Origin of the sequence: Pseudomonas sp. 7P_10.2_Bac1 (assembly GCF_025465935.1) — a bacterium.
Lineage (GTDB): Bacteria > Pseudomonadota > Gammaproteobacteria > Pseudomonadales > Pseudomonadaceae > Aquipseudomonas.
Genome location: NZ_JANLNV010000051.1, coordinates 27,866 through 42,751, shown reverse-complemented (window position 1 = coordinate 42,751; position 14,886 = coordinate 27,866). Strand labels below are relative to the sequence as shown.

Annotated in this window: 11 protein-coding genes and 1 pseudogene; 6 read left to right on the top strand and 6 right to left on the bottom strand. The window is 55.7% G+C overall.

Translation table 11 applies throughout. From position 1 onward, the window contains the following. The first annotated feature begins 211 nt into the window (after positions 1–211). From NTD86_RS08875 to NTD86_RS08845, 6 genes and pseudogenes are all read left to right on the top strand, one after another. Complete coding sequence (locus tag NTD86_RS08875; RefSeq protein WP_262201824.1) at positions 212–2,245, top strand: type VI secretion system tip protein VgrG; 2,034 nt, start codon at positions 212–214, stop codon at positions 2,243–2,245. Next, the gene (locus tag NTD86_RS08870; protein WP_262201823.1) at positions 2,235–2,978 is read left to right on the top strand and encodes a DUF4123 domain-containing protein; all 744 of its coding nucleotides are present in this window, start codon (positions 2,235–2,237) and stop codon (positions 2,976–2,978) included. Before NTD86_RS08875 ends, NTD86_RS08870 begins: the two co-directional genes overlap by 11 nt. Beyond that, positions 2,975–7,810, top strand: a complete 4,836-nt coding sequence (locus NTD86_RS08865; RefSeq protein WP_262201822.1) for an RHS repeat-associated core domain-containing protein — start codon at positions 2,975–2,977, stop codon at positions 7,808–7,810. The genes NTD86_RS08870 and NTD86_RS08865 overlap by 4 nt, the downstream gene beginning before the upstream one ends. Next, entirely contained in the window at positions 7,807–8,202 is a 396-nt protein-coding gene (locus tag NTD86_RS08860) for an immunity 50 family protein (RefSeq protein ID WP_262201821.1), read from the top strand. Before NTD86_RS08865 ends, NTD86_RS08860 begins: the two co-directional genes overlap by 4 nt. Positions 8,203–8,254: 52 nt before the next feature. Beyond that, positions 8,255–8,956 (top strand): annotated as a pseudogene (locus NTD86_RS24265) (RHS repeat-associated core domain-containing protein); the annotation flags it as partial. Then, complete coding sequence (locus NTD86_RS08845) at positions 8,940–9,338, top strand: immunity 50 family protein (RefSeq protein WP_262201820.1); 399 nt, start codon at positions 8,940–8,942, stop codon at positions 9,336–9,338. The pseudogene NTD86_RS24265 and the gene NTD86_RS08845, both read left to right, overlap by 17 nt. A 580-nt stretch (positions 9,339–9,918) precedes the next feature. Here the strand turns inward: NTD86_RS08845 and NTD86_RS08840 are convergent. The 6 genes from NTD86_RS08840 to NTD86_RS08815 all read right to left on the bottom strand — a co-directional run bounded on the left by NTD86_RS08840 (position 9,919) and on the right by NTD86_RS08815 (position 14,882). Then, complete coding sequence (locus NTD86_RS08840) at positions 9,919–11,022, bottom strand: sigma-54 interaction domain-containing protein (RefSeq protein WP_262201819.1); 1,104 nt, start codon at positions 11,020–11,022, stop codon at positions 9,919–9,921. Positions 11,023–11,030: 8 nt separating this feature from the next. Further along, positions 11,031–12,218 (bottom strand): acyl-CoA dehydrogenase family protein, encoded by a 1,188-nt coding sequence (locus tag NTD86_RS08835; protein ID WP_262201818.1) that lies wholly within the window; start codon positions 12,216–12,218, stop codon positions 11,031–11,033. Between the two features lie 71 nt (positions 12,219–12,289). Next, on the bottom strand, positions 12,290–12,691 hold the full coding sequence (locus NTD86_RS08830) for an ExbD/TolR family protein (protein WP_262201817.1): 402 nt from the start codon (positions 12,689–12,691) through the stop codon (positions 12,290–12,292). Between the two features lies 1 nt (position 12,692). Then, positions 12,693–13,412 (bottom strand): MotA/TolQ/ExbB proton channel family protein, encoded by a 720-nt coding sequence (locus NTD86_RS08825; RefSeq protein WP_048368933.1) that lies wholly within the window; start codon positions 13,410–13,412, stop codon positions 12,693–12,695. An 89-nt stretch (positions 13,413–13,501) separates the two neighbouring features. Continuing rightward, entirely contained in the window at positions 13,502–14,308 is an 807-nt protein-coding gene (locus NTD86_RS08820; RefSeq protein ID WP_262201816.1) for an energy transducer TonB, read from the bottom strand. Positions 14,309–14,693: 385 nt separating this feature from the next. Beyond that, positions 14,694–14,882: a hypothetical protein gene (locus NTD86_RS08815; RefSeq protein WP_262201815.1), complete on the bottom strand. Its 189-nt coding sequence runs from the start codon at positions 14,880–14,882 to the stop codon at positions 14,694–14,696. Positions 14,883–14,886: the final 4 nt, after the last annotated feature.

Genomic DNA, 14,886 nt, shown 5'->3' with positions numbered 1-14,886 from the left:
GGCCATTCAAGGTCGTTATTGCGCGCCGCAGCGTCGTGTTTTAGCGGCGGCTACATGTAATTCCCCATAATTCCTACTCGATTTTCGCCTAATGCTACTTCCGGCATAGACGCGCCCTACATCCAGTTCCAGCCCCGTAATCGCACACTTGCGCACCGATAAGCCCTGACGTTTTGTTACATCCGGGCGACCGCAGCGCAAGGAGTCGCGGATGTCACGCTCGCAGCCTCAGTTTCGTTTCAGCCTGACCATTGACGGCTTCACTGATGACCTTCAGGTCTTGTCATTCAAGGGCGATGAAGGCATCAGCACACCCTATGCCTTCGATCTGGTCCTGGTCAGCCAGCGTGCCGATCTTGACCTGGTAGCGCTGCTGCACAAGCCCGCATTTCTACTCCTGGCCGCCGATGGAAGTGGGGTTCACGGGCACATCTACTCCATTGCCCAAGGTCAGACCCTTGAACGCCTGACGTTTTACACCCTCACGCTCGTACCGCAGCTTGCCTACCTGGAGCACCGCACCAACCAGCGGATGTTCCAGCAACTGACGGTCGAACAGATCATTGGCAAGCTTCTTGAAGAACATGGCATTTACGGTAATGCCTGCACCTTCAAGCTGGATGCGACCTACCCGGTGCGCGACTACTGCGTGCAGTACCACGAGACGGACCTGCACTTTATCCAGCGCCTGTGCGAAGAAGAAGGCATTCACTACCACTTCCGTCACTCAGCCCAAGGGCATCAACTGGTGTTCGGTGATGGCCAGGGCGCCTTCGCCAAACTCGAGCATCCCGTGCCCTTTCACAGCCACAGCGGCCTCGTTGCCGATGAGCCCGTGGTCAGTGACATTGAAGTGGGGATCAACACCTGTTCCACCCGCAGCACCTTGCGCGATTACAACTTCGAAACCGCCAGCCGTGAGAGCGAGGCCCACTCCGGTCCAGACCGCCAGCTTGTCGAGCAAGACCTGGAGGACTATCGCTACCCTGGCTACTTCAAGCTGGAACAACGCGGCCAGTTGTTGAGCCAGCGAGCACTGCAGCGCCAGCGTGCCGACCGCTGCCAGGCCCACGGTGTCAGTGACGAGCCCAGATTCAGCAGCGGCCACTTCATGACCCTGTACAAGCACCCGCATGACACCTGGAACGCGTTGTGGCTGCTGACTGCAATTCATCACCAGGGCCGTCAACCGCAAGTGCTCGAGGAGCGCGGGGCGAGCAGCCACGAGTTGGTGACTGACGGCTTTATCCAGGGTTATCGCAACGACTTCCTCGCCACTCCTTGGGACGTTCTCTACCGTCCGCAGCTCAAACACCTCAAGCCACAGGCGGTAGGTCTGCAGACTGCCCGCGTCACTGGCCCGGCGAACGAAGAGGTGCACTGCGACCCGTATGGTCGGGTCAAGGTGCAGTTCCATTGGGATCGCGAAGGGCGAAATGACGATGCCAGCAGTTGCTGGCTGCGCGTGGCCTCCACATGGGCCGGTGACAGTCATGGTGCAGTCACCGTACCTCGGGTCGGCATGGAGGTACTGGTGACGTTTCTTGAGGGTGATCCGGACCAGCCGATTATTTCAGGGTGCCTGATCAACAGCCTCAACCCGCCTGCGTATCCATTGCCCGCACATAAAACCCGCAGCGTCTTGCGCAGTCGCAGCACCCCGAGCGGCACCGGTTACAACGAACTGCACATCGAAGATCGGCTGGGCCAGGAACTGATCTATCTGCATGCCCAGCGTGATCTTGAGCAACACATCAAAAACGACAGCCTTCTGCAAATCGACGGTCAGCGCGAAGAAACCATTACCGGCAACAGCGTCTCGGTGCTCAAGGGTGAAGATCAACGTACCGTCAGCAGCGATCGTAAAGTTCAGATCAATGCCAACGACTTTCGCCAGGTCGCCGCCAGCAGCCACTCCATCGTAGGGGGAGCGCTGGCCGTCGAAGCGGGCATGGAGGTCACGATCAAGGCCGGCGCCCACGTCGTGTTATCGGCTGGCGCCTGCATCTCGCTGACTGCAGGCGGCCAGCACCTGATCGTCAGTGCTGCCGGCATTTACGTCAGTTCGCCGGTACTGCCGGGGGGCGTGCCGGTGCCGGGAATGCCGGCGTTGCCTGCCGTCACCTCGGGCGTTGCGCAATTGACCGCCGCCGTACTGACCCCCAACCAAATCAACAGCCTCAAGCGCAATGCACCTTTCTGCGAAGAGTGCGAAAAATGCAAGGGAGGCGTGTGTGACATCTAAACCTCTAAGCCCGAAGCAGTGGCTGGTAGATACCCCGCTGCGTCACGGCGAAAACCTGTACGCAGTGATCACCTCAACCAGCGATGCCGACCCGCTCGCCGTCTACCGCCAACGAGGAGGCGTCGAGCCGGCCGCCAGGGTGTGGGCTGGAACGCCCTTTGCCGACTGGTTGTCCGTCATGCCTTATTTATTAAGCCTGACGCCAGACAGCGAGTTTCTTCAATGGGCCACAGAAACCGCTGCCAATGACTGGGGATGGTTGGCCGTGTCCACGGCCACGCCTGAGACGATCGTCGAGCATTTACGGGGGCTGACCCAAGTCTTCATGCCCGCAGGTGAGGCTGTATTTTTTCGTTTTTGGGACGGGCGCCACTGGCTGCCCATCCTTCAGCACCTGGGTGACGCGACCCGTGATGTTTTACCGGTGTTCGACCGCTATTGGATCAACAGCCAGCCAGTGGCAGTGGGGCAGGGGGCGGTGCTTGCAGCTCAGGCATTTCCCTGGTGGCAAATCCCCGGTGAGCTGCTGGACACGCTCGCTGAGAGCGACCTCAACACCGTGATCGACAACCTGATGCAGTGGCTCAAAGACACCCAGGCTGAGCTCTATGCATCGATTGGCGAGCCCCACCTGCGGCTAAAGGTTGAGCATTTCGTACAGCGTTCATCTCCCTCACAACTTAAAGACAGCGGCCTCTTGTTGGCTCATGTGCAGCAAGAGGTTTTTTCATGATTTCGATTGGCAGCATGTTTATGTCTATGGATGCCTCCCAGCCAGACATAAATAAGGTCCTGGAAGAGCTCAAGCACTGTATTGAGGGGAGCGAAGCCAAAAAAGGCTATCGCGATCACGCTGACGCCTGGTACGGCGGCATGCTTGATGCAGAACAGTCGTTCCGTGTCGGTGATGAAGTACACACCCAAGACAAGGACAACCAGGCGCCGGTCAAGTTGTTTGCCCAATGCCAGCGCAACTCGACATTGACATTGATTCACGCCTTCGAAGCTGCGCGCTTCATACCCATCGGCAATACCCGGGTACGCATGGTCCCGATGGGCGGCGGTCCTGAAATTGACACGGTCATTGATGCCTCTGGTGTCCAGCGGATTGAAAACTGTCTACCCGATCGAAACTACCAAATCACCTTTTACCCGCAGATCACGACTGAGCAGCTCGATACGTTTTTTGCTTCTTATCAGGACTTGCTCAATGACCTGAGCCAGTGGCTACGTACCCAGTGGGACACCGAATATTTCCCTTTGTGGCAAACCCATCAAGAGGCTGGCGAACTGGGTCGTGTCTGGATTGATATCCAGAGCCAGTGGAATGGTCTGATCAAGACGCTGATCGGCTTATGGGATGACATTAAAGGGATTTTCTCGCTAATAAGTGATCCCAAAAAAAATTACGAAAAACTCAAAAAATTCTTTACTGAAGAACAGTACAAGTTGCTGTTGAGCGCTTCCACAGAGGCGTTGCAAACAGCCTTGCTGATTGCTAGCGATGAACCCCTGATGTGGGCTTATCTCTCAGCTCTTACTGCCTGGATCAAGATATTACCGCCACAAATTCGTAGCGAGATACTGGCTCGCATCACGACCGAATTACTGATCAATATCCTGCTTGGCGTTGTGCTGAGTGGCGGCATTGGGCTGGCTACGCGCCTGACCATCAAGGGCGTTGGCAGTGCAGGCAAAGCGACTCAATTTTTGCAGGATTTTGTCGACCTGTTGATGCGCACCAGCAAGGCGCGATCCCCACACCATGCCACGGTAGGTAAACCGTTTTACTTGCAGGGCGAAGGCCGTCTTGATTCAGGGCTAAAGGCTGATGTCGAGATAAAGCCTCAAAACGGTGAGGGCGCAGCTCAAGTTATTCCTGATGCCACTGTCCTGGCCCGTGGTAAACCCCAGTCGAAAACCACGCTGGAAGTTGCCCAGCACGTTGACGACGCCCCGTCACAATCGAAAACCCCCAACGACAAACCTGCCGAACCCGCCAAAGACACCCAGACCAATGGCTGCCCGGTCTCAATGGTCACCGGCGAAGAACTCCTGACCTTGACCGATGGCGTACTCGACGGCGCTCTGGCGCTTGAATGGACGCGCCTGTATCGCACCAGTGCGGTCGAAATAAACGGCGATCTGGGGTTTGGCTGGAGCCATACACTGTCCCATCGCCTGCAACGCGACGGTGAGGAACTGCTGTGGACCGATCATGAGAACCGTCAAACCCGCTTTCCTCTGCCTAGCCGACAACGTCCAGCGATCACTAATAGCCTGGCCAAAGCCGCGATCTATCTGGGCGAGCATAACGATGAGCTTATTCTTGCGCAGGCGGGTAAAAACAGCCGCTTCTATCACTTTAACGACCTGCAACTGTCAGCCATCAGCGACGCCTACGGCAACCGGCTGAAAATCACCTACCAAGCAGGGCGCCTGCACCGTATCGACAACGGTGCCGGGCGGGCCTTGTTGCTGCGCTACGCCGATGGCCGTCTCTGCGCCGTTGACTACCAGCAATACGATGACAGTCGAGAGTTTGCCGAGCGTTCGAATCAGCACTACGCGAAACGCGGCATTCACCTTGAACGCTGGACCACCCTGCATACGCAGGTCACCTATCAGTACAACGCTGCGGGCCAATTGATCAGTGCCAGCAATGCGTTGCAAGAAACCGAGCACTACCGTTACGACGCCCAGCATGTCATCCAGGAGCGCCAATTGGCCGGGGGCGCAACGTTCTACTGGCAGTGGCAACATGCGGGAAAACAGGCGCGCTGCATTCGTCACTGGGCCAATTTCGGGCAGATGGACGCCACATACGAATGGGACGACCAAGGCTCGGTCACCGTCAAAAACCGTGACGGCAGCCAGCAAGTGTATGTGCATGACGACAACGCACGGCTTGTCAGCCAGATCGATCCGGACGGTGCCGAGCATCACAAAGCCTACGACGACAAAGGCCGTCTGATCGCCGAAAAAGACCCGCTCGGTGCTGTCACCGAATACCAGTACAACGAAGCCGGGCAACTGACGGCGCTGATCCCGCCGACTGACGAACCAACGTTCTACAGCTACTTCAACGGCCACGTGCGCAAGGTGGAGCGCGGGCTCGCCAGTTGGAAATATGAGCGCAACGCCCAGGGCGACATCACCTGTCAGACCGACCCGGACGGCAACGTCACCCACTACAAATACACCGCCAAAGGCCAACTGAGTGGCCTGTATTACCCGGACGGCAGCCAGCACACCCTGACCTGGAACCCATTGGGGCAACTGCTCGACGAAACCCTGCCAGACGGCACGCAACGGCGTTATCGCTACGATGCACAGGGTCGCAAAATCACCCAGCAGGACGAGCGGGGCGCCATCACCCAGTACCAGTGGGACGCTGCCAACCGCCTGACCCAAATCACCTTGCCTGGCGGCAAAACCCGCGCCTGGAGCTACAACGCCTACGGCAAAGTGACCGCCGAGCGCGACGAACGCGGCCACATCACCCGCTACGAATACGCCGACAACCTGCACCTGATCAGCCGGCGCATCAACCCTGACGGTAGCCAGCTCAACTACCGCTACGACAACGCTCGCTTGCTGTTGACCGGCATCGAAAACGAGCGTCACGAACACTACCAGCTTGAGTACTACTCCAACGGTTTAATCCATCAAGAAATCGGCTTTGACGGTCGCAAAACCGCCTATGCCTACGACCTCAAAGGTCAACTGCTGGAAAAGACCGAATACCCCGACGCTGAATATCCCAATGAAGAACCGCTGATAACCGCTTACCAGCGAGACCCTGCCGGACGCCTGATAAGCAAAACCCTGCCCGACGGCAGCGAAATTACCTACACCTATGACACCTTGGGCCGACTCACTGCCGTCGACGACGGCGCCTGGCCACTGGCCTACGAATACGACCTGCAAGACCGCCTCATCAGCGAGCACCAGGGCTGGGCCACCCTGCGCTATCAGTACGACACCCTCGGCCAACTCAGCGACTACCGCCTGCCCGACGGCAACCGCCTGCACTACCGCTATCAAAAAGGCGGCGCGCTCAAAGCCATCGACCTCAACGGCAAACCGCTTACCGGGCACCGTTACGAAGCGGGCCTGGAAACCGTTCGCCAACAAGGCTACGTGGTCAGTCACTACCAATACGATGAACAAGGCCGACTGCAAGACCACGCCGTCAGCCAACTCAATGCCCACGGCGACATCGACGGCCAGCCACTGTACCGCCGCAACTACCGATACGACGCCAACGGCAACCTCAGCCTGCTCAGCGACAGCCGAAAAGGGCACAAAAGCTACGCCTACGACCCGCTCGACCGCCTGACAGACGTGCGCGGCACACTCACCGAACACTTCATCCACGACCCAGCGGGCAACCTGCTCGACCAAAGCACCGACGGCCCAAGACACGCTCGCTACGTCAACATCAAAGGCAACCGCCTGCTGATGCAAGGCGACAGCCATTTTGCGTACGACGCCTACGGCAACCTCAGCCAGGAACGACGCGGCGCCGGCCAGCGCATCACCCGCGAGTACCGCTACGACAGCCAACAGCGCCTGACCGGCATCACCCTACCGGACGGCAGCCGGGTCACCTACCGCTACGACGCCTTCGGTCGCCGCATCGCCAAAGACTATGGCGGCATCACCACGCAATATCTCTGGCAAGGCGAACGTCTCATCGCCGAAAGCGCCCAACAAAAAGGCTTGCGGGGTATCAGCCACTACAGCAGCTATCTATACGAACCGGGCACCTTCAAGCCGCTGGCCTTGCTCCAGGGTGAAGGCGACGCAGCACAGGTTTACCACTACCAACTCGACCACCTGGGCACGCCACAAGAACTTACCGACCACCGCGGCCAAATCGTCTGGTCGGCCCACTACCGCGCCTACGGCAACGTCCTCAAATTCGACAAGTCCGAAATCACCAACCCGCTGCGTTTCCAGGGCCAGTATTACGACGAAGAAAGCGGACTACACTACAACCGGCATCGCTACTACAATCCAAACACCGGCCGCTACCTCACTCCCGACCCGATCAAACTCGCAGGCGGGCTGAACAGCTACCAGTACGTGCCCAACCCGACGGGGTGGGTGGATCCGTTGGGGTTGAGTTCGTGTCCGGGAGGGGATAATACTCCTGCGTGTGAGCGGCCAAATGAGCTAATTCCTCCCGAGGTCTCTCGAAACGGTGCTTTTAAGCAGGCTAAATTGGAGGCGGGGATACCTAGAACACAACAACCCGATTCTATATACGATCCGTTAACAGCCGAGACTGGCCAGTATAAATACGTGAGAATGACTAGCAAAAACAATGAAAGTATTCTCAATAATGAAGGTAAGCCTATTCTGACTAGGGAGTATCAATTCACTCGTGCCGATGGTTCAATAATCGTTATTCAAGATCATAGTGCCGGTCATAGGTTTTCTGCGCCGGGAAATGCAGGTGATCAACCAGCTCATCTCAATTTAAGACCAATCGAAAATACTAGAAATGGCAAGGTCGACGGAGCAAGAGATCATTACTATTTCAGGGAGAAAAAATGAAATTTTGGAATGAACTGGACAGTTCTGTTTTCCTGAACAAGGTATTCAGCACCCCCGTACCAATCAATGCTATTGAACTTTTCGGTGTAAGCATAGATAACGATAAAAATAATATAACTATAGGGTTCGATATTGATGAGGTCCCTGATGTTATTCCTGAGAAGTGGTTGAGAACGAAATTTAATACCTGTCGTCTAGGTTTGGAATTTGGGGAGATCAGAGACCTTTCGATGAAAAACATACCGACAGCTTCAAAGCTGAAAGTAGAAATTAAAAAAACTGAAGACTCTTATTTAGTAGATATCTCAAGTGGTGTGTCCGTAATAAGGTTTACTGCTAAGTTCGTTTTTTTACGGGGGCCTACTGTGTATTTTAATGCCGAGCGTTTGTAAATGGCTATCGTCAAGGCGATGCCCTCAATGGCAAAGCCTTTCCGGCCATCACGGCCAAATCGTATGGTCGGCCCACTGCCGCGCCTAAGGTAACGTCCTCAAACTAGACAAGGCCGAAATCACCAACCCGCTGCGCTTTCAGGGTCAGTATTACGACAAAGAAAGCGGACTACACTACAACCGGCATCGTTACTACAATCCCAACACCGGTCGCTACCTCACCCCCGACCCGATCAAACTCGCGGGCGGGCTGAATAGCTACCAGTACGTACCCAACCCGACAGGGTGGGTGGATCCGTTGGGGTTGAATTCGTGTCCTGGGGGGGATAATACTCCTGCGTGTGAGCGGCCAAATGAGCTAATCCCTCCTGAGGTCTCTCGAAACGGTGCTTTTAAGCAGGCTAAGTTTGAAGCGGGGATATCAAGGATACAGCATCCTGATCTCGTATATGATCCGAGAACTGGTAAAAATAGTCAGATTAAATATGTGAACATGACAGTTAGGAGTAATGAAAATATTCTAAACGCTTACGGCAAACCTATCTTCACGAGGGAGTATCAGTTTACACGTGAGGACGGTTCGAAAATCATCATTCAAGATCATAGCGCTGGACACAAGTTTTCAGCGCCGGGAAATGAGGGGGATCAGAAGGCTCATTTAAACCTAAGGCCAATTAGCAATCCAAGGACCGGAAAAATTCCGGGGGTAAAGATCATTTCTACTTTAAGGAAAGAAAATGATGCATTGGAATGAGCTGGATGGAAGTGTTTTTTTTGGAAAGGTATTTAGCGCTCCTGTAGCTATTGGGTTAGTTGAGTTGTTTGCTGTGCATATAGACAGTAATAGACCGAGCATTACAGTGGAGTTTGATATACAAGAATTGCCGGATACCTTGCCCGAAAAGTGGAGGAAGGCCGAGTTTAATACTTGCAGGATCGGTATAAGCTGCGGAAATTTCCGCGAGCTTGAAATTAAGGGTGTACCTACAAACGAATTGTTGAAGGTTGATATAGCCGTGCTGGCAGGGGAGTATAGGGTACGCATATCAAATAAGGATTCGCTAATTTCTTTTACGACAAAGCATGTGTCTCTATGCGGGCCCTCAGTATACTTTAATGCGAGATCTGAAGGTTAAGTAGTGTTTTTAAAAGTTAGAGAGTAAAGTTGCAGTAATGATGTGGGCGGGTTGCGAGTGAAGAAGGTTGGTCAATAGGTTTGGAATGAGTTTAGTGTCAGAGTAATCTATAGACATCAAATTTCAAACTATAAATTTAAGAGGTTGAATAAATTACTGCGTGGGGCTTTATGGGGGGATGGATATTGTATGATGGGCTCTCACACATAGATGAGGGTAATGCAGCTTTGGCTTGGGATTTATTTGTGAAGGTCTAAAGGTTGATGGGTCATAGTTGGAGTAATGTTGATGGGCTGATCTTTAGTGTTTTATATTGTGTGATGATCAAAATATGCTCTAAGCTAATGCGGGATTCTAATGTTGTGTTAGCTGGTTTAGTAGTGTGCAGCTGGTTATAGGGTTGAAATAAAGTATTATAAGGATTATTTATTGTTAGGGTTTTTTAATTTTTTCGATGTCGAATGGAAAAGTGTATGTAACTCCCCGTGGGAGCGAGCTTGCCTCGCGATCTTCTAACGGTTTAAAAGATCGCGAGGCAAGCTCGCTCCTACAGGGTTTTGTTGTTACCGCAAGGCAGTATTCAAATCGACAAATGCAACACGCGTTCATCTTGCTTGGGTTCTGTTGCGCTGCGTTTGTTGACTTTCAATTCGCCCAGGTTGATCAATAGGGTGCGGGTGACGTTGCGGCTCAGCCCCAGCAGTTTGGCGGTGTGAACCTGGTTGTGGTGGCAAAAGCGATAGGCCGCGCGCAGCAGGCTGCGTTCGACGTTTTCGTGGAGGTTGTCAGACTGGCTTTCGAACAGCCGCTGGAAGGCATGTTCCAGCAGTTCTTCTGCGCTCTGGTCGCTGTTGACGGTGCTGGTTTCTGGTCGGGTGATGCGCAGGTTGGACATGCGCAGGTCGTCGCTCTGGATGACGCCGTCGCGGCAGATCAGCAGGGTGTGGTGGATGACGTTTTCCAGTTCGCGGATGTTGCCGGGCCAGTTGGAGTGGGTGAGTTTTTGCTCTGCCTCTGGACTCAGGATGACGTCGCCGTAACCCAGTCGACGGCTGTAGGTGTCGATGAAGTAGCGGGTCAACGGCAGGATATCGCCCGGGCGTTCACGCAGCGGGGTGAGTTCCAGGTTGACCACGTTCAGGCGATAGAACAGGTCTTCGCGAAAGTGCCCGGCATTGATGGCTTTTTCCAGCTGTACGTTGGTGGCGGCCAGTACGCGGACGTTGATGGGAATGCTTTTGCGCGACCCCAGGCGAACCACTTCGCGCTCTTGCAAAACGCGCAGCAGCTTGACCTGGATCGGCATTGGCAGATCGCCAATTTCATCGAGGAACAGGGTGCCGCCGTTGGCTTCTTCGAACCATCCGGCCTTGGCGCCCAAGGCGCCAGTGAAGGCGCCTTTCTCGTGGCCAAACAGTTCGGACTCCACCAGCGATTCTGAAAAAGCACCGCAGTTCACGGCCAGAAACGGCTGGTGTTTGCGTGCGCTGAGGTTGTGGATGTGGCGCGCGATCAGTTCTTTGCCGGTGCCGGTTTCGCCAATGATCAACACGCTCGCATCGCTGGGGGCGATTTGCTGCAGATGCTGGAGCAAGGCTTTGGACTTGGGGTCTTCAAAGACTTGTGCGGTTGCCCGGATCGAGGTGGCCAAGGCCGGGGAAGGGGGGAGGGTTAGCAGTTGCATGTCGGTCCCTATGAATAGAATGTCGGGATGGGGGACGTGCCGTTAAGTGCCCAGTCGCCCAGTTCCTGAAGCTTGTAGTCCAGCGGGTCGTGCAGGCTCTGGGTGCGCAGGTTGCGCCAGTGCCTGTCGAGGGCCACGGAGGTTTGCGTCGCGCGCGCCCCGGTCACCTCGAAGACCTTGCTACATAGCTCCAGGCCATTGCGGCTGGCGGCTACTTTGGCAGTCGCAATGGCGATGGCGACTTCACCGCGCTCTTCACTGGTCAATGCCGGGCCTTTGGACCAGGCCTCGTCCAGTACTGCACCCGCGCGCTCGACCAGCAAGCGGGTACTTTCGAGGGCGACCCAAAAATCGCCGTAGTGGCCCAGAATGTAAGGGTCCTGAGTGTTCTGCGTGGCGCTGGATTTAAACCAGGGCCGGGTTTCTTCGAGGGTATAACGGCGCGCTTCTTCAAAGGCGCCTTCGGCAATGCCGAGGAAAATAGTGGCGAAATGCAGTTGGGCGATCAGCGGCCGCAGGCAGGCAAACGGCGTGCTCAGGGGGCCGGGATCGAGCAGCAAGTCCGAGTCTTCAACCCGAACACGCTGGAAGGTTACGCTGCCGCTGTCCGTCTGGCGCTGGCCCATGTTGTGCCAGTCGTTGTGCAGTGTGATGCCGGAGCGGGCGCTGGGGATGGCGGCAATCAGCAACTTGCCACCTGCACTTTCATCGATTGCAGAGGCGATCAGCATTTCGGAGTCATTGGCGCCGGAGCAAAAACTCTTTTTGCCGGAAAATTCGCGCCAGCCTTCGCGGTCCTTGACCACGGTGCGCGTGTCCAGCGGGTTGAGGGTATTGCCCCAGAACCAATTTTTGTTGGCGGTCAGTTTGAACCAGGTTTGCCATTGTGACGGCTTGGCAAACAGCCGCACCGTGGCCAGCATCAGGTGATGAAAACCAAAGACGTGGGCGATGGAACTGTCGACTCGGGCAAACTCGCGGACCACCTGAAAGGTTTCAGACCAGGTGGCGTTGAGACCGTCGAACTGACCAGGAATGCTCATGGCCAGCAGGCCGCTGTCGCGCAGTAAGTTACGTTCATGCTTGGGCGTACCGCCTTGAGCGTCACGCTCCACAGCGGTAAGGGCGAACTCGACTGCCAGCTCTCGAGCAATTTCCAACGGCGCCTTCCTGGCATTTAGCTGTGTGACAGTCACGTGTGTTCACCTCGTTCGAATGTCGCCCCCCGACGTCGTGTCAGGGGGTTGCCAGAAGGCTGCGGTTTAAGTCACTTGGCAGTAATCACCGAAAGCTTGGTGATCCCGGCGCGCTCGATCGAGGCCATGGCCCGAGCCACTTCGCCGTAGTTCACGCCGTTATCGGCCTGCAATTGCACGCGGACTTCCGGGTCTTTGGCTTTGGCTGCCTGGAGGTTGAATTCCAGCAGGCTTGCTTCGACTTCATCTTTGTTGATGAACACCTTGCCTTGATCGTCGATGCTCACCACCAGTGGGTCTTTTTGCTCCACGGGGGCGACCGAGTCGGTCTTGGGCAGGTTGATCGGGATCGCGTTGGTCAACAGCGGCGCGGTCACGATAAACACCACCAGCAGTACCAGCATCACGTCTACCAGCGGCGTAACGTTGATTTCACTCAGCACTTCATCGCTGTCTTGGGTTGAAAAGGCCATATCAGGACGCCTCCTTCACTTTTTGCGCAGGCGCGGCAGATTTGTTCAGCACCGGGTGCAGGTGTACACGGAAGGCGCTCTTCTGGGCCAGGCTGTAAAAGTCGTGGGCGAAGTCGTCCAGGTCAGCGGCGGTGAGCTTCAGGCGACGCAAGAAGTAGTTGTAAACCAGTACCGCAGGCACCGCGACCGCGATGCCGACGCCGGTCGCAACCAGTGCCGCACCAATCGGGCCGGCCACGGTTTCAAGGCTGGCGGAACCGGCGGCGCTGATGCCTTTGAGAGCCGACATGATGCCCCACACGGTGCCGAACAGACCGATAAACGGCGAGGTGCTGCCGATACTGGCGAGGATCGCCAGGCCGGTTTCCAGCGAGCGGCGTTCACGCACAATTTGCTGGCGCAGCGAGCGCTCAAGGCGGTCTTGATGGTTGATGTTGTGCGCCAGGTCATTGGCCTGTGGCGCATCGGTCACTTGAATGGCGGCATAGCCGGCTTGGGCTACACGGGCAGCTGCACCCGGCGCAGTGCTGGCCAGCTCGGCGGCCGAGTCGAGGCTGGTGGCGGCCCAGAATTGCTTGAGGAAACGACGGTCCTGGTTTTTCAGGCGGCTGAACTGCACGCCTTTAAGCAAGAACAGGCCCCAAGTGGCGACCGAGAAAATAATCAGCAGCCAGATGACCGCATGTTCAATGGATTCAAAGGGGGAAGCGATAAGGTTCATTTTCAGGCTCTCTAAATTAGGTCATCAAAAACGGTCTGAACGCCGCGTCTTTTTCAGAACGCTCGCGGTGTAAAAATGGTGGCCTGGGCTTATTTGATTTTGAAATCAATCGGCACGCTGACCCATCCGTCAATCGGGTCTTTCCCTTGTTTGGCCGGGACAAAGCTCCAACGTTTAACGGCATCTTTAGCGGCATTGTCGAGTTGGTCGCGACCGCTGCTTTTCTGGATCTGGATTTCTCCGGGCTTACCGCTGGCCAACACGTGGACGCGCAGCAGCACGGTGCCTTCCCAACCACGGCGCATGGCCAGCGACGGATATTCCGGTGCCGGGTTGTGCAAATAGCCGGCATTGGCAGACGCCGGGGTTATTGGCGCCGGGGCAGGTGGGGCGGGCGGGGCAGGTGGAGCAACCGGTTGCGGTGGCGCGGGCGGTTGTTCAACCGGCTTGGCCACGGGTTTAGGAACAGGCTTGACCACCGGCTTGGGCTTAGGCTTTGGAATCGGTTTGGGCGGTGGCGGTTTTACGGCCAGTTCGTCTTCCACCGGCGGTGGCGGCTCGACCACGGGTTGAACAACCGGCTCAGGTGGAGGCGGTTCCACCACGGGCGGTGCCGGTTGCGAAAACTCGATGGTCATTGGCGGAACTTCCGGCGGCACGATAGGCAGTACGGGCGTCGGGTTCTGACTGATCCAGTAAATCACCGCACCGTGCAGTGCCAGTGCGAAAACCCCCAGCAGCACTGCTTCACGGCGGCTCAGGATGCGCTTGGGCGTACTCTGCAGGCGCGACAAAGACAATGGGCCGCGAAAGGTTCGCCCAAGATCAAGTAGCTCGCCGCCGGGGCCCTGGCGCCAGAGCACATCCAGCGCGCTGGCAGTTTGGACATTGGCCATTAATAACTCCTGGCTTTTAGCAAAACGGAGTCGTATTCGAGATCAATACACTCCACCGTTTACCTTTGTTTACCGAAGCAAACAGGCATGTCAGAAAGTTAGAGCAAGAGCCATACCAACTATTAATCAGTGCGTTAAACCGGGGGTTCAGGCTTATTGACGGGGTGTCATGTTGTGGTTAATTCAGCGTATTGCTCATGCACTGTTGCTGGAGCAACACTTGATGGGCAGCAGGCAGGCAAAACCCCTCTAGTGCAAGGGTTAGGTCGATCTCATGGGTTCATGCAAAAGCATATGCACTAATCAAATTGTTATAAGTGAGCTGTGCAATAAGTTGACTGTTGAAATGCAAACAGACCCTTAACAAAGTGTTTAAGCAACACATTCAAGTTGCTATTAAAAGACCGTATTTTCGCAGTTTCAGGGCTGGCACGAACTCTGCAAAAGTCTGGGTGAGAGCGAGACTATACGCATAGATGCTCCACTCACTAACAGGCAGGAGCATTGAAATAATGAACAGTGCGTCAGAAAGGCGAGCAAGGCGACGTAGTGCACTGGTAACAGCCTCCAGCATGGGG

Coding starts and splice junctions, on each gene's coding strand:
- NTD86_RS08875 (WP_262201824.1), top strand. CDS start 212: ATGTCACGCTCGCAGCCTCAGTTTCGTTTCAGCCTGACCATTGACGGC.
- NTD86_RS08865 (WP_262201822.1), top strand. CDS start 2,975: ATGATTTCGATTGGCAGCATGTTTATGTCTATGGATGCCTCCCAGCCA.
- NTD86_RS08860 (WP_262201821.1), top strand. CDS start 7,807: ATGAAATTTTGGAATGAACTGGACAGTTCTGTTTTCCTGAACAAGGTA.
- NTD86_RS08845 (WP_262201820.1), top strand. CDS start 8,940: ATGATGCATTGGAATGAGCTGGATGGAAGTGTTTTTTTTGGAAAGGTA.
- NTD86_RS08840 (WP_262201819.1), bottom strand. CDS start 11,022: ATGCAACTGCTAACCCTCCCCCCTTCCCCGGCCTTGGCCACCTCGATC.
- NTD86_RS08830 (WP_262201817.1), bottom strand. CDS start 12,691: ATGGCCTTTTCAACCCAAGACAGCGATGAAGTGCTGAGTGAAATCAAC.
- NTD86_RS08825 (WP_048368933.1), bottom strand. CDS start 13,412: ATGAACCTTATCGCTTCCCCCTTTGAATCCATTGAACATGCGGTCATC.
- NTD86_RS08820 (WP_262201816.1), bottom strand. CDS start 14,308: ATGGCCAATGTCCAAACTGCCAGCGCGCTGGATGTGCTCTGGCGCCAG.
- NTD86_RS08815 (WP_262201815.1), bottom strand. CDS start 14,882: ATGCTGGAGGCTGTTACCAGTGCACTACGTCGCCTTGCTCGCCTTTCT.